The following is a 16439-nucleotide window of genomic DNA, read 5'->3' as shown; positions in this document are numbered from 1 at the left end:
AGTACCTATAGCACTTTAAAGTGCGTACTTCCTCTTTTATATTGTTTAGTTTATATTAACACATATAATAAAAAAGAAGGAGTCAAATATATCATGAAAAACAATAAATTTGCTATTTTTGCATTAGCAATGTCAGCATTTGCGATTGGCATGACAGAGTTTATTAGTGTGGGATTATTACCACTAATTAAAGATTCATTTAACACAAGTATATCTATGGCAGGATTAACAGTTTCATTATATGCGATAGGAGTTACAGTAGGGGCACCAGTACTTACGCCATTAACGAATAAAATGAAACGTAAGCACTTATTACTGGGTATTATGTTGATATTTATTGTAGCCAATGCTTTAGCTGCAGTATCTGTAACATTTAGTATGCTGTTAGCAATGCGTATACTTTCAGCATTAATGCATGGTGTATTTATGTCTATTGCGACTGCAATCGCCAGTGATTTAGTAACACCGGATAAACGTTCAAGTGCAATTGCAATGATGTTTACTGGATTGACAGTTGCTACGATTACAGGAGTACCATTAGGGACTTGGATAGGTCAACAATTTGGTTGGGAAATGTCTTTTGTGGCTATTGCGATAATAGGATTAATTAGCTTCATTGGTAACTGGTTAGTAGTACCAAATGATTTAAATGAATATGATCAAGCGCCAATGGTAGAGCAGTTGAAAGTATTTAAGAATAAATCGTTAATGATGATTTATTTAATTACAGCATTAGGTTATGGTGGTACATTTGTTGTTTATACTTACCTTACAACAATCTTGACGGATGTCATGCACTATAGTGATAATGCGGTAGTCATTCTATTAATTATTTATGGTGTAATGGTAGCTATTGGTAACACATTAGGTGGAAAGTTAACCAACCATCAACCTACAAAGGTATTGGTTGCTATATTTACTATTCAAGCAATGGTATTATTGTTTGTCGGTATTACAGTAACGCATCAATTCATCGGTACAATTGCAGTGTTATTGATGGGATTGTTTGCCTTTATGAATGTACCTGGATTACAACTTATTGTCGTATTATTTGCAGAAAGAAAGCACAAAGCGACGGTTAATTTTGCATCAAGTTTAAATATCGCATCATTTAATATTGGTATTACCTTAGGTTCGGTAATTGGTGGATTTGTATTAAATCATTTCTCATTAACTATGACGCCGTATTTTGGATTTATTATGGTCATACTTGCTAGCGTAATGATGTATGTTACTTATAAGAAAGAAACAGCTACACAATCAACACTTGCACAAGCTTGTACTGAATAAAGTGTTATATGTTTATTTTTTATAAGAAATGCACATTATAGAGACAGTAATTTTATTTTAAAAAAGTCAATTCACATCAATAAATTTATATTCTTTGAATTAGTGTTGAAAACATCTTAAAATTGTATTCGGACATATAATTTTAAAAATAATTGAGAGAAGTGAATGTTTATGAATTTAAAAGATACACTGTTTGAGAAGTTAGAGAAAAAAGAAAGTGAAATGATAAAGCATAGACGTCATTTACATCAACATCCAGAGTTGTCTTTCCAAGAAGAGCAAACAGCTCAATATATTAAAGATTTTTATAAAGGGAAGGACGTTACAGTAACGCAACCCGTAACAGAAAGTCATGCGGTCATCGTTGAAATCAAGGGGAGTAAACCTGGAAAAACGATTGGTCTACGTGCTGACTTTGATGCATTACCAATCAAGGAAGAAGCAGAAGTTGAATTTAAGTCATTAAATGAAGGTGTGATGCATGCATGTGGTCATGATGCGCACACTGCATATTTACTAGGCTTAGCAGATGCATTACTTGAAATCAAAGATGAGCTTTCTGGAACAATAAAAATTATTCATCAACATGCTGAGGAAAAGCCGCCGGGTGGAGCGCAACAAATTGTAGCATCTGGTGCTTTAAAAGATGTTGATGAAATTTACGGTATCCATGTAGCGCCAATTATTGGTCCAAATGTAATAGCATACAATAAAGGCAATGCTTTCTCTGGTAGTTCCACATTTACATTAAAAATTAAAGGGCTTGGTGGTCATGCTGCAAGCCCGCATAAAACACATGATGCTTTAGTTGCTGGAACAAACTTTGTAAATACAATTCAAACGATTGTATCAAGAAGAATTGATCCATTAGAAATGGGTGTTATAACTATTGGTGCATTTGAAGCACCAGGTGGAGCGAATATCATTCAAGATACTGTGACGATTAAAGGGACTGCACGTTATCTAAATGATGAATTAGAACAATTTATGTACGAAGAAATTGATAAAGTGGCCCAAAGTGTAGCGGTAGGATTCGATGTCACTTATGACTTAGATTATCAATTTGGTTATCCTGTACTTTACAATCATCCGGAGCATACACAAAGTGTGGCTGATATTTTAGAAAAGAGTAAAGGTGACTATTATGAACATTTAGTTGAAATTCCACCTGTTACCGGTTCAGAAGATTTTGCTTATTATCTGAAGGAAATTCCAGGTACGTTCTATATTGTAGGATGTAAACCTGAAGCAGTGGAAACACCTTATATGAATCATCATCCTAAATTTGAAGTGAATGAAGATGCATTGATTGTAGCTGCAAAATCATTAGGAGAAATAGCGATTCAACGTTTATCAGAAAAATAATATATAAGACCATAGACAAAGCTATATCATAAAGATAGTAAAACCCTCACAATATCTGTTTAAGACAAGAATAGTGAGGGTTTTTTGAATATTATTATTTAATTGGGTGTCTTTAATAAGTTGGATGATGTACCTGTTGTGAGTATTTCATTAAAGTTTTTAAAGCTTGTTTCTACCATATTTGCAACAGCTTCATCTGTATTTGAGCCAATATGTGGTGTGATTAATACTCTTGGATACATGTTAATTAAGGATTGAATATCGGTGTCAGGTAATGGGCCCCATGCATCAAACTGTTTGAAGAATACATCTTGTTCATGCGGTAACACGTCTGTAGCGAAACCGGCGATGACATTATGCTCTAAAGCGGTAACGATGTCGTGATTATTTTGTAATTCGCCTCGTGCCGTATTAATTAAGATGGCGTCGTTTTTCATTTTAGTTAAAAATGCCCGATCAATCATGCCATCATTTTCACCTGGGATATGTGGTACATGAATACTAACGATATCGCTTTGGCTAAGTAATTCGTCCAAAGAGACATAATCTAAAGTGTCAGTACATAAATCATTAGGATATAAATCATAACCAATTACCTTTGCACCTAATCCTTTGAATAATTGGGCTTCAGTATAACCAATCTTACCTGTACCTATAATACCCACTGTACAGTTTCGTACTTCCTTACTAAACATCTTACTATCTACTCTAAAGTCAAACTGTTGTGTTCTATTTGTTGTAAAAGGAATATTACGTAATAAGTTGAGTGCTAATGTTAAAGAGAGTTCGGCAATAGCATTTGGTGAATAGCTAGGCACATTTGCCACTTTGATGCCAAGCGATGCTGCGGCTTCCAAGTCGATATGTGAAGTGCCGACAGTTCTAGTGAACACATACTCAATACCTTGTGCCTTCATATATTTTAAATTGGTCATTGTTGCATGACAATTTGCGCGTAATAATACGGCATGATGTCCATCAACTAACGTGATATTATCTGCGGTAAGCAATGATTCTACGAGCGTTAATTCGAAAGCATAAGTATTAAATTGGTGGAAAATTTCGACCTCATGAGGTCTTACTCCAAAACAAATAATTTTAAACATAAGATAACCTACTTTCTAAGATGTTGTGTTAAAAAATGCCTAGATTACCAATAATTTTTAATATGACTAGCCAACTTGGGATAATAAATACGGCTACGATGGTCGAGAGTAATGATGCATTGGATGCTAAGACAGCTTCTTTATCAAAGTTAATTGCATAAGCTACTGCCACAGTTGCAGATGGTGTTGCCATCATTACAATCATTGTAGTGACAGCATTCATATCAAATATCAAAATGCCAGTTAATGTAGTTATAATAAAAATTACTAAGTTGATTAATGGCACCATCACTGTTTTCACACCGGCATAATACCAAGTCGTAGTATTTTTAGCAGCATCTTTAAAATTGATTTCTGCTAAAGTTGCACCAATAGATAACCATGCTAATGGTGAAGCAAGTTTAGATAAAAACATGATTGGTGCATAAAGCCAAGGTAAAGTCTGATCAATACGCAATATTGAAACTGAAATCTCGTTTCCCTTTTGACTATGTAAGACTGTAATGTGTGGTGTTAAATCTTGAATGAGCCAAATAAATAAACCTAAAAATGTAGCAATAACAATTGGATTTAAAAACATAGTCTTGAGGTTTTTTATTTCCATTTTTAGTCCGCTCATCTTGATATATGCATAGGAATATAAGAAAATACGATAACCAATATTAAATATATTTGCATAGATAACACCAATTGGACCTAACATTGCACTTATAATAGGGATACCAAAAAATGTCGTAGAGCTAAATATAGAAAGTATTTCTAAAGTAGTCTTCTTATCTCCTTTATATTTAGCATAAAAAGGCTTGATTAAAATAATCAAAACAATATACATTAAGATGCCCCAAATTAAAACATTAATTCCTTGAGCTAAATGTTTTTGGTTCAAGTCAGTCATAAAGGCAGAAAATGCTAATGCTGGCAATGCAACAGTCAACACTACTTTAGATAAAATTTTAGCTGCTTGATTATTGAAGATATTTTTCTTTCTACAAAAATAACCTAGTAAAATGATTAAAACAGTTGAGGCTATTGCACTTAAAAATCCTTTGTCGGTAAATGTATTTACAACAATATTTACAATGTCCACATTTAAACCTCCGCATATTATATTTTATTTATATATTATAAAATGTAATTCGGTGTTTAGGTGTTATGCATTTTGTATATTTTGTGAATTAAATCACAGTATTATTGATTTATATTGCGCTATTATTAATAATTTCAAAATAAACGGTTGTAGAAGCAAGCTTGAACGGTGTATTTCAATAAATCGTAGTGTTATAATATTTATATTAAAATTTTTAATGGGATTCGCTATAAGGTGGACATTATAGTAGGGATGTAGTTTAGTATTAATCAGTTATAACATGGTTATAATATTTTGTTTGGAGAGATTTAAGGGATGCTCTCCAATAAGATTAAGTTAGATTTAAAGCATATAGAAACTTTAAAGGACTTATCTATCACAATAATAGGTGGGAAAATAATGGATAAAAAATATGATTTTATGAGCCCTTGGCTAGAGCTTGATCGCTTACAAAATAAAATCCGTAAAGAAGTTGAAGCAATTATTAGAGCGAGATATCAATTATCATTAAAAGAATTTTATGTATTATATTATATTTCGGTTTCTCCTGAGAAAAAGCTAAGACTACAAGAATTACAAAATCTATTAGACTTGAGTCAAAGTGCACTGTCTAGAATTGTTTCTAATATGGAATCTGAAAAATGCGGTGCATTGGAGAAATGTGTGTGTGCGGTGGATAGAAGAGGAACCTACACACAAATTACTGAATGGGGAGAAGAAAAACTACAAGGTAGTTTGGATATCATTCATGAAGTCATGTCTAAATACTTAGGTGACACCGACGCAAATGCATTGATGCAACAATTGGTTAAATCATTATAATGTCATGATGAGATTTAAATAGTCTCGTCTTGACATTTTTTTATTATAGCGTTAATTTATATGTATGCAGCATGCATATAAATTTCGGGAGGTTTTTATGATGAAAAAACAATTTGAACCACTGTTTGAACCATTAGAATTACCTAATGGTGTAAAGTTGAAAAATAGATTTGTCTTAGCACCATTGACACATTCATCATCAAATGACGATGGGACGACCTCAACAGCAGAGTTAGAACATTTTGACAAGAGATCTAAAGATGTTGGTTTAGCACTAACTGCGGCGAGTAATGTTACTGATCTTGGAAAGGCGTTTCCAGGACAACCATCAATTGCCCATGATTCGGACCTAGATGGATTGAAACAGTTAGCAACAACAATGAAGCAGAACGGTGCGAAAGCTGTAGTTCAAATACATCATGGTGGTGCACAATCGCTTCCATATTTAACACCTGGAGGAGATGTAGCAGGACCGAGTCCAATTACTATGCAAAGTTTTGATGAATCAGAACCTCATGATGCACGCGAAATAACACAAACAGAAATAGCAGAAACAATAACTGCCTTTGGTGAAGCAACGAAAAGAGCAATTGATGCTGGTTTCGATGGCGTAGAAATACATGGTGCCAATCACTACTTAATTCATCAATTCGTATCACCACATTATAATAAACGTACGGATGAATGGGGTAAAGACAGATTGAAATTCCCATTAGCAGTTATTGATGAAGTATTAAAAGTTGTTAAAGCGTATGGAAATGATGACTTTATTGTTGGTTACCGTCTATCACCTGAAGACCCAGAAGAAGATGGATTGAAAATGGAATTAACAGAAACGTTAGTTAAAACAATAATTGAAAAACCTTTAGATTATCTACATGTGTCGTTGATGCATGTTTTTGCAGATACGAAAGAAGGAAAATATAAAGGGCAAGAAAAAGTAGCTTTATTGCATGAATGGATTGGCGGACGTATGCCACTAATTGGTATTGGTTCAGTGTTTACAGCTGGTGAAGCTTTAGAAGCAATAAACTCACCTAATGTTGATTTAATTGCCATTGGTAGAGGTATATTACTCGACTATAACTTTATCAATAAAATTAAAAGTGGTAATGAAGATGAAATAATATCTGAATTTGATCCTAATAGAACTGATAAACATCATTTGCCACCTAAATTATGGGAACAATTAAATGCACAATTTTATCCATTACCAAGAGTGGATAAATAATTATTTCAACATATAACTTACTTTAAAAATATTAAGCAGCAAGAACTTCTAAATTTTAATTGTATAAACACATTTAAGTGAAGGAGAGATTGATTGTGAGTATAAATGTAAGAGATTATATTGACGAGAATTATGGGTTATTTATCAATGGAACATTTGTCGCAAGTGAACGAGGTGAAACATTAGAGGTTAACAATCCAGCGAATGGTGAATTCTTGGCTACTGTTGCCAAAGCGAGCGACAGTGATGTTGATAAAGCGGTTAAAGCCGCCCAAGAAGCATTTGTCAGCTGGAGTCAAACCTCAAATACTGAACGTGCAGAATACTTGAGAGAAATAGGAAATAAAATTGAGGCAAATAAAGAGAAGCTAGCAACTATAGAATCACTCAATAACGGTAAGCCAATTAGAGAAACACTAAATATTGACGTACCATTTGCCGCGAGACATTACAAATATTTCGGTAGTGTGATTGAAACAGATGAAGGGTCATTAAATGATATAGATAAAGATACGATGAGCTTAATACGACACGAACCAATAGGTGTGGTAGGTGCTGTTGTAGCATGGAACTTTCCTATCTTATTAGAAGCTTGGAAGATAGCGCCAGCCATAGCTGCCGGTAATACTATTGTTATTCAACCGTCTTCTTCAACACCATTAAGTTTGATTGAATTAGCGAAAATATTCCAAGAAGTCTTACCTAAAGGCGTGGTTAATATTATTACAGGTAAAGGGTCAGAATCTGGAAATGCCATTTTTAATCATGAAGGTGTAGATAAACTATCGTTTACTGGATCAACGGATGTTGGTTACACTGTTGCGGAAGCAGGAGCAAAACGCATCGTTCCAGCAACGTTAGAATTAGGAGGTAAAAGTGCCAATATTATTTTAGATGATGCAAATTTAGATTTGGCATTAGAAGGTATTCAATTAGGCATACTGTTTAACCAAGGTGAAGTATGTAGTGCAGGCTCTCGCTTATTAGTTCATGAAAAAATTTATGATCAATTAATTGATAAGTTGAAAACTGCGTTTAGCAATATTAAGGTTGGAGATCCATTAGATGAAAACACACAAATGGGTAGTCAAACTGGTGAAGAACAAATAGAAAAAATTCAATCCTATATCGATTATGCTAAGCAATCAGACGCTGAAATACTTGTAGGAGGACAGCGCATTGTAAACAATGGTCTAGATAAAGGTTATTTCTTCGAACCAACGTTGATTTCGGTTCCTGATAATAATAATAAGTTAGCACAAGAAGAAATTTTTGGTCCGGTATTAACAGTTATTAAAGTGAAAGATGATGAAGAAGCTATCAAAGTTGCAAATGACTCTGAATATGGTTTAGCAGGTGGGGTATTTTCACAAGATATTACTCGTGCGCTTAATATAGCGAAAGCGGTTAGAACTGGCCGAGTATGGATAAATACCTACAACCAAGTACCAGAAGGCGCACCATTTGGAGGATATAAAAAATCAGGTATCGGTAGAGAAACTTATAAAGAGGCAATTAAAAATTATCAACAAGTTAAAAATATTTATATTGATACGAGTGATGCATTGAAAGGATTATATTAGCTCATATTTACATGTGCTGGAGTGAAAAGCAGTTATTAATGAAGTAAAAAAACACAGGTTGAGCCACTCATCGTGGTTCAACCTGTGTTTTTAATATGTGTGATTCACGATGTAGGGTTAAAATGTGAATCAACTCTGAAAAAGAATAATGCTTTACCATTATTTATTTAATGTAACAAACTATATTCAGAAGATCAGTCATATATATTCATAACTTAAATCGTTCTGCGTGTTGGCTTTGTCTTATCTGTAAGTTTGAATGATAATAGCAATGCCACTACTGAAATTGCAGCAGCAACAGTGAATGTTACATTAACACCATGAATAATGCCTGTGATGCCCGATTTAGGTATAGCTGTGACAGACATTAATGTAACAAATACAGCTGTACCAATAGCACCAGCCATCTGTCTAAAGGTATTATTCATTGCCGTACCATGAGCAATTAAGTTATTAGGTAATTGATTGATTGCTAATGTAGTCATTGGCATCATAACCATAGAAATGGATAACATTCTTAAGGCGTTACCAATTGCTAAATAAGTAAAGCTTGTATGTGCTGTTAATAGTGTGAATGGAATAGTTGAACCAACTAAGACAATTAAGCCTAGACGTGCGAGCCATTTTCCACCAAATCTATCAAACAGGTAACCTGTTACTGGGTTCATAATTCCCATTAAAATCGCACCAGGTAATAGTACTAAACCTGATTCTAAAGCTGAAAATTGTAACATGTTTTGCATGTATAACGGCAAAATAATATTAGTAGCAATTAATACACCAAATACAAACATACTTAATACAGTACCTAATGTATAGATGCCATAATTAAACACTCTAAATTCGAGCATTGGTTCTTTGAGTTTTAGTTGTCTACGAATAAAGATGACTAATGCAATAATTCCGATGATGAGTGGTAATAAAAATTGGATACTTGCCCAACCTGCTTCTCCGACAGAACTGAAACTATAAAGCAATCCGCCAAAGCCTAAGGTCGACAATATTACTGAAGCGATATCTAATTTTGGATGTGTAGTTTCTGTTACATTCTTTAATAGGAAATAAGATGTGATGATAATAATAATGGCTATTGGAAGTACCACATAGAAGACACTTCTCCAAGATAGATGTTCTACTAATACACCCGATAATGTAGGTCCAATCGCTGGTGCGAATGCGATAACTAAACCAAATAATCCCATGGCAGTACCGCGCTTTTCAACTGGGAAGAGTAAAAATAAAATAGTCTGCATTAATGGCATCATAATACCTGCGCCAGCAGCTTGTAATACACGGCCAATAAGTAGTGTTGTAAATTCAGGCCCCACGGCACAAAGTAGTGTACCGGCAGCAAATATAATCATAGCGGTTAAAAATAATTGTCGCGAGGTGAATCTTTCAATTAAAAATGCTGTAATAGGTATCATAATACCATTTACTAACATAAATATGGATTGTAACCATTGCACCGTGCTTTCAGATACTTGTAAGTCTTTCATTATTGGAGGTAACGCGGTACCAAGTAAAGTTTGGTTAAGTATCGTGATGAATGCACCTGATAGCAGTACGATGAACAACGGAATTCGCTTTTCGACATGAAACGTTCCTGCTTCTGTCACTAAGATCACTTCTTTCTTTTAAAAATTAACATTATAATATTATATCACTGTTATATTGAATAACAAAGTTATCTGTTTCGGTATGAGTGTAATAAAATTGTCAGTAGTTTATAAATTTATAAATAATGTTAATGAAAAATATTATGTTAAAATTCTGAAATTAAATCGTATCCTTTTACTTATGGGTGATTTAAAATTAAAATTATGAGGAATAGATTTAAATATTTTAATGTTGTTAATAACGCATAGTGAAATTTATGTTGAACTTCATGAATGATTTTGCGTTAGATTTAAGGAGAGTAGGCAATGAATAAAAATGATTTAATCGCACCAGAGCGGTACAATATCGTAAGTGAGATAGAGAAATATGCAGTAGATCAGTCGAAGAGAGCGATTATTTTTGAAGATGCATCCGGAGAAAAGCAAGAGATTACGTATCATGAACTAATCAATAATGCGAATCAGGTAGGTAATGTACTTTCAAGTTATGGATTAGAAAAAGGTGACAAGGTACTTGTAATGATGCCGCGTTGTATAGAAACTTACGAAATTTATTTAGCAGCACTTAAATTAGGAATTATAATTATCCCTAGTTCTGAAATGTTACGTACGAAAGACTTACAATACCGTATAACGCATGGTGAAGTTAAAGCAGTAGTCGTAATGGCAGAACGTATAGGTGAATTTAAAGATATCGATATATATGAGCAACTTACTAAGTTCATTGTTGGCGGTCAGGAAACGGATTGGACTTCACTAGATAATGAGAAAGAAAGTGCAAGTACTAAATTAGAGATGGCAGAAACAACACGTGATGATGTCGCATTGCTATCTTATACGTCTGGTACTACAGGTAACCCTAAAGCAGTAGTCCACTCACATGGTTGGGGTTACGCACACATGCAGATGGCACCAAAACATTGGTTAAGTATTTCGGAAGATGATGTTGTTTGGGCGACTGCTGCACCAGGTTGGCAAAAGTGGGTTTGGAGTCCATTTTTATCTATTATGGGTTCTGGCGCTACAGCATTTGTTTATAATGGTAAATTTAACGCGGAGAAATACTTACAATTATTACAAGATTATCAAATCAATGTATTATGCTGTACACCAACAGAATATAGATTAATGGCTAAATTACCAAACCTTACAGACTATAATTTAGAACACTTGCACAGTGCAGTATCTGCTGGTGAACCACTAAATAAAGAAGTCGTCGATAAGTTCCAAGAAAACTTTAAACTTAAAGTTCGAGACGGTTATGGACAGACAGAGAGTACCTTACTAATTGGTTTCTTAAAGGATACAGAAGCTAGACCGGGTTCAATGGGTAAAGCGATTCCTGGTAGTCATGCTACTGTCGTAGATGATGACGGTAACTTAGCGGCAGTTGGAGAAATTGGTAATATTGCTGTGCCCGTAGACTTACCGGCACTTTTCAAAGGTTATTATAAGGATCCCGAACGTACGCAAGAACCGGTAGTAGGTGATTACTTTATTACAGGAGATTTAGCTAAAATAGATGAAGATGGTTATTTCTGGTTCGAAGGTAGAAGAGACGACATAATTATAAGTTCAGGTTATACAATCGGACCATTCGAAGTAGAAGATTCATTGACTAAACATCCATCAGTCAAAGAATGTGCTGTTGTCGCTAGTCCGCATGAAATAAGAGGTAATATTGTAAAAGCATTTGTAATACTCCAAGATGGTGTAACAGGTGATGAAGATACAGTAAAAGCATTACAAAACTTTGTTAAACAAGATGTAGCCCCATATAAATATCCGAGAGCGATTGAGTTTGTTGAAGATTTACCAAAAACAAATTCAGGTAAAATACGTCGTGTAGAATTACGTGAAGCGGAAAAGGAAAAATATTTATAATAAAAAACTGCGTGTCGATTAAATAAATATCGGCACGCAGCTTTTTTGATTATAGATTCTAATTAGTATTCTAATTTTTTATAACTAATGACTGAAATGATATAGAAAATTGCAATATATAAAATAAATAAGAGTGATATCTCTGTTAAGATTTCTGCAAAGTTTGAGTTCGTTAATGACTTTAAATAACCATTAGGGAAAATATACTTAACTCCTTTAAATAATGGTGTTATGGAAGTGATAATAATGAATCCAATAGCGCCAAAGATTGTGTAACCATTAGGAAAATGAATAGATAATATTACACTTAGAAATATGCATATTATTTGGACATATAACGTGCCTAGGAACTCAACGACAATGTAGTTCCATGAATCGTCAGACAATGGCAAGAAATGATGTGAAGCAAGATCCGTATGTGTGATTTGTGTATAGTAAATCGTGACTGAACTTAAAAATAAAATTAAAACAAACATTAAATAAAGTAAAAGTAAGGCACATAATTTACTATTTAACAAACGTCCTTTAGGTAAATCTTTGTAGAAATATAGTTGTCCTTTTTCTTTTTCAGTATAAAAATTCAAACTAACCACGTAAATTAAAATAATCATCGAAATAATTGTACTATCTTGAAGGGAGAAGACCATCGAGAAGAATTCAAGACAACCTAAGGTATGTTTTTCCCCTGAGATATTCATAAAATTTGGATTTAAATACATAATAAGAAATAACGCTAAAGGTAATAAACCGAAAGCTAGGTATAACCATGTCGCTTTTATTTTTAGTAAGTTTTGGAATATTGCGGTGAATTTAATCATTTTTATCACTTCCCACTTTAAATCTATCTTGGATGGAGTCTTTTTTCTCTTTAATACTAATTATTCTATAATCCTTTGTTAAATCCGATATGAGTTCATTAAATTCAGGTGATTCTGCAGGGATTTCAATTATATTAGCCTGTTTGGTTTTATGGATTATTGAATCATATTTTATAGCAATAGCGGAATCAAGATTAAGTGGTTTATCTATTTCAATGACAGTCACAACTTCATGATCGCTATTAAAGTCTTCCTTTAATTGTCCATTATCTATAAATAAGTATCGATGACAAATGGCTTCTAATTCACTTAATTGATGACTTGAAATGATGATTGCCGAATCCTTTTTCTCAGCCCACGTTTTTAAAGTATGAATCAAATTAGCTACACCATTTGGATCTAAACCGACAAATGGTTCATCAAGGATTAATATCTTAGGGTCTGTAATAAGACAAAGTGCCAAAGACAAACGTTGTTTCATTCCAAAGGAATAATTACGAGGATTTTTATTACGCTTATCCCATAAACCGACAAATTTTAATATTTCCTCGATATTTGCTTCATGCTTTTTTTCACCGTTAAGTTTGATAAAATACTTTAAATGCTCAATAGCAGTTAAATGATTAAATAGAGTTCCTTCAATCATAAAACCGAAATCCTTTAAAGAATTGTGCTTCTTATAGATATTAATATCATTTAAGTAGACCTGTCCTGAAGTTGGTCTAATGGCCTTAGCTATTAATTTCATTAAAGTTGTCTTACCTGCACCGTTCTTGCCAATAAGTCCAACAATTTCTCCTTGAGATATTTCAAACGATACGTCTTTTAATGAATAATAATCGTTGTTTTTAAATTTTTTTGATAATTTTTCAACGCGTAACACGATGCTTTACCTTCTTTCTAACTATGATGTTAATCGAACAAATGATGATGAAATTGAGTAAAAAAATAAAAATGAGCTGACTTAAACTTGCTAAATTGGGATTAATATCAAGTTGCATTTCGCCATAGTATTTAGTGTTATTTTTTAAAAAATCAGGAAATGTGTCTCTAGTTGTAAAATAAAGGCTAAACATTAAATAACAAACAGTAGTAGTTAAAGCAGCGAGACAACTAGATCCTAATTTATATTTTTGATGTGTAAAAATGACCAGCAGGCTGTTTAGTATCAAAGGTAATAGATAAACGAGCAATACAAACCAAAATAAAGTCAAATGAGTATTGAAAAATGTCGCTACTCCGTAAATGATGACATTTGTTAATGTTAAAAAAATGAGCAGTTTAGACATAAATCCTCCTTTAAATAGTTATTTTTATAATTAAAATGTTATAAACACAATGCAATAAAATTGAGTTTTCTAACCCTTTGTAATGAGCAATTAAGTACAACAAGATACTACATGGGAATTTTATTAATAAATTTTCGATAAAACTGCCGTTTAGATGTAAAAGTAAGGAAAAAATTAATGAGCCTAATATAATACTTTGCCACTTTGAAAATTTACTCATTAGTACCGCAAAGATAAAAAGTCGAAATAAAGTTTCTTCTGAGAAAGAAACAATAATAGATTGAAAAATATCTGTTAGAGAAAATGAAAATATTGAACCGATTATAATTATTAGAAAAAAATATATTATTAATTTAGTAAAATTCATTCTACTTAATGGATTAATAGTAAATCCTATAAAAATTTTTATGAGACAATAAGGAATAATAATAAAACTAACAATCATAAGTGCACCGAGGAACACCATATGTAAGATTGAAATTTGTTTGAATGGTAAAAGTAATATTAAAAACTGTCCGAGGTTAAGTAGTATACCTGCTAAAATTGTTAAACCAAGGCTTAAAATTAACAATTCGCTTTTTGAATAGGAATGGTGTTTTAATAAATTCATAGTATAGATCTCATTTCATTAGAATAATAAATTGGTTGAATCGTATTGATTCAACCAATTTAATGTTACCATCGCCATTTTTTACCATGATAACCAAATCTGAAAATACCTAAACTTACTTCATTGAGTGATAATAATTCTAATAGTCCTTTCAATTAACTCACCTCCACAGCTCAATTTTTTATCTATCTATAGGTTATTTTAAACCTTATACAATAAAATTTCCATTTTATATAAAAACAATAACATCAATATCATTTTTAATAAAATATAAATAGCAAGTTCCTCGATGATGAAATAAAGATTTTATGAATGTTAGTGCTAATTTTATCAATGATTTTGCTTTTGGGTGCCTCAAGGTAAGCAATTATGATGTCTTGTAGCGTAGTATTATGAGCTAGTTGCCTTTATATTAATTAAATGTGTCTAAAATAATAATTTTTAATAGTCAAAAAAATAATTAGGTAAGCCTAAAGTATGATTGTGTGTGAATACTATGTGTGGTTAACTAGAGTTCTTAAGTTTATGGGGGTGTATAACGATGAAAAAATATTTTTGAATCGCTAAAAAGGAGGATGAAACATTTAGATGTTAGTTTAATTATTTGTTATGTGTTGCTAGGAGTTATTGGTGTCATCATGGTCTACAGTGCCAGTATGGTTTCAGCTTCTAAAGGTTCATTAACAAATGGAGTTCCAGTAGCTGCAAATTACTTTATGAAAAGGCAGTTTTTATTTTTTATTATGGGATTTTTAGTCATCCTATTGATTAGTATGTTTATAAATATCAATGCTATTAAAAATGTAGAAATACAAAAATTTATCGTATTAAGTACATTGGCGTTATTGCTACTGACAATTTTAGTTGGTAAAGAGGTTAATGGTTCAAAGAACTGGATAAGTTTAGGGATTTTTAGTATTCAATCTTCAGAATTTTTAAAACTCGCTTCTATTTTCTATCTTTCTTATATTATTGATAAATTTCTTGCATTAAAGAAAGACTACAAATTAAGACATTTAATACCACCACTGGGCGTATTAGGGCTAGGTTTATTACTGGTACTTATGCAGGGGGATTTAGGCGGTACGTTATTGACAGTAGCTATTATTGGTTCCATATTACTGTATTCAGAGATAAAAAATAAAATAAAGTTGCAAATCTTGAGTTTTACAGCAATACCTATGTTGTTATACATATGCTACACATTGATTTTTGACTCTAAAAATCTTTATAGATTAAAAAGAATTCAAGTAGTCTTAGATCCTTTTAAATATGAAAATGGCGACGGTTATCAATTAACAAGTGCATTGACTTCAATTGCCAATGGTGGACTGTTTGGTAAGGGGTTAGGTAATGGTATTTTAAAGCGAGGTTATTTACCAGAACCGCATACTGATTTTATTTTTACAGTTATTTCCGAGGAAACAGGTTTGATAGGTGTACTATTTGTCTTGGCTATTTATGGATTTATTTTATTTAAAGGACTGGTTTACGCGAATAGAACGGAAAATCATTTCTATAAACTGATATGTGTTGGCGTCGTTAGTTATCTGTTTATGCAAGTGTTCATTAATTTAGCTGGTATATCAGGACTAATTCCATTAACAGGGGTAACATTGCCCATGTTGAGTTATGGAGGTTCATCTATTATGAGTGTCAGTTTGGCATTAGGTGCAATGATTGCAGTTATACGTAAAATTAAACAAGAACAAATCACCAAGTAGTAGTGAAAAGG

14 protein-coding genes are annotated in these 16439 nt (G+C 32.7%); 7 read left to right on the top strand and 7 right to left on the bottom strand.

Annotated elements, in window-relative coordinates:
* The first annotated feature begins 93 nt into the window (after nt 1–93).
* Nucleotides 94–1290 carry an MFS transporter gene (locus tag JN168_RS12950; protein ID WP_107526520.1) on the top strand — a complete coding sequence of 399 codons (1197 nt, stop codon included), beginning with the start codon at nt 94–96 and terminating at the stop codon, nt 1288–1290.
* A 171-nt stretch (nt 1291–1461) separates the two neighbouring features.
* A complete protein-coding gene (locus JN168_RS12945) occupies nt 1462–2655 on the top strand; it encodes an amidohydrolase (protein WP_042737648.1) in 1194 nt (397 codons plus the stop codon).
* Between the two features lie 98 nt (nt 2656–2753).
* Here the strand turns inward: JN168_RS12945 and JN168_RS12940 are convergent, their stop codons facing one another.
* Both JN168_RS12940 and JN168_RS12935 read right to left on the bottom strand, forming a co-directional pair.
* The gene (locus JN168_RS12940; RefSeq protein WP_279525952.1) at nt 2754–3761 is read right to left on the bottom strand and encodes an NAD(P)-dependent oxidoreductase; all 1008 of its coding nucleotides are present in this window, start codon (nt 3759–3761) and stop codon (nt 2754–2756) included.
* 28 nt (nt 3762–3789) lie between these two features.
* Entirely contained in the window at nt 3790–4848 is a 1059-nt protein-coding gene (locus JN168_RS12935) for an AEC family transporter (RefSeq protein WP_042737646.1), read from the bottom strand.
* A 399-nt stretch (nt 4849–5247) separates the two neighbouring features.
* Here JN168_RS12935 and JN168_RS12930 point away from each other — a divergent pair, with 399 nt between their 5' ends.
* The 3 genes from JN168_RS12930 (at nt 5248) to JN168_RS12920 (ending at nt 8484) form a co-directional block, all read left to right on the top strand.
* Nucleotides 5248–5670: a MarR family winged helix-turn-helix transcriptional regulator gene (locus JN168_RS12930; RefSeq protein ID WP_042737645.1), complete on the top strand. Its 423-nt coding sequence runs from the start codon at nt 5248–5250 to the stop codon at nt 5668–5670.
* Nucleotides 5671–5770: 100 nt separating this feature from the next.
* Nucleotides 5771–6901, top strand: coding sequence for an NADH-dependent flavin oxidoreductase (locus tag JN168_RS12925; RefSeq protein WP_279525951.1), 1131 nt, complete (start codon nt 5771–5773; stop codon nt 6899–6901).
* Nucleotides 6902–6996: 95 nt separating this feature from the next.
* Nucleotides 6997–8484 (top strand): aldehyde dehydrogenase family protein, encoded by a 1488-nt coding sequence (locus tag JN168_RS12920; protein WP_279525950.1) that lies wholly within the window; start codon nt 6997–6999, stop codon nt 8482–8484.
* A 215-nt stretch (nt 8485–8699) separates the two neighbouring features.
* On the opposite strand, the gene JN168_RS12915 is transcribed toward JN168_RS12920, so the two are convergent.
* On the bottom strand, nt 8700–10103 hold the full coding sequence (locus JN168_RS12915; RefSeq protein ID WP_042737642.1) for an MDR family MFS transporter: 1404 nt from the start codon (nt 10101–10103) through the stop codon (nt 8700–8702).
* Between the two features lie 306 nt (nt 10104–10409).
* On the opposite strand from JN168_RS12915, the gene mbcS reads away from it, so the two are divergent.
* Nucleotides 10410–11987, top strand: coding sequence for an acyl-CoA synthetase MbcS (gene mbcS / locus JN168_RS12910; protein ID WP_232138745.1), 1578 nt, complete (start codon nt 10410–10412; stop codon nt 11985–11987).
* A 62-nt stretch (nt 11988–12049) separates the two neighbouring features.
* Here the strand turns inward: mbcS and JN168_RS12905 are convergent, their stop codons facing one another.
* From JN168_RS12905 to JN168_RS12890, 4 genes are read right to left on the bottom strand one after another with little or no spacing between them, the layout of a single operon-like run.
* Nucleotides 12050–12805 carry a hypothetical protein gene (locus JN168_RS12905; protein ID WP_042737640.1) on the bottom strand — a complete coding sequence of 252 codons (756 nt, stop codon included), beginning with the start codon at nt 12803–12805 and terminating at the stop codon, nt 12050–12052.
* On the bottom strand, nt 12798–13688 hold the full coding sequence (locus JN168_RS12900) for an ABC transporter ATP-binding protein (RefSeq protein ID WP_107527363.1): 891 nt from the start codon (nt 13686–13688) through the stop codon (nt 12798–12800). Before JN168_RS12900 ends, JN168_RS12905 begins: the two co-directional genes overlap by 8 nt.
* Entirely contained in the window at nt 13675–14094 is a 420-nt protein-coding gene (locus JN168_RS12895) for an Msa family membrane protein (protein WP_229366824.1), read from the bottom strand. Before JN168_RS12895 ends, JN168_RS12900 begins: the two co-directional genes overlap by 14 nt.
* A gap of 10 nt (nt 14095–14104) precedes the next feature.
* Nucleotides 14105–14704, bottom strand: coding sequence for a CPBP family intramembrane glutamic endopeptidase (locus JN168_RS12890; protein ID WP_232162737.1), 600 nt, complete (start codon nt 14702–14704; stop codon nt 14105–14107).
* A gap of 575 nt (nt 14705–15279) precedes the next feature.
* Between JN168_RS12890 and JN168_RS12885 the strand changes: the two genes are divergently transcribed.
* Nucleotides 15280–16428 (top strand): FtsW/RodA/SpoVE family cell cycle protein, encoded by a 1149-nt coding sequence (locus JN168_RS12885; protein ID WP_107641447.1) that lies wholly within the window; start codon nt 15280–15282, stop codon nt 16426–16428.
* Nucleotides 16429–16439: the final 11 nt, after the last annotated feature.

The organism is Staphylococcus gallinarum, from assembly GCF_029774255.1.
Taxonomy (GTDB): Bacteria; Bacillota; Bacilli; order Staphylococcales; family Staphylococcaceae; genus Staphylococcus; species Staphylococcus gallinarum.
Note: the sequence above shows the minus strand (reverse complement) of the source record. Positions and strands in the feature narration are given on the sequence as shown.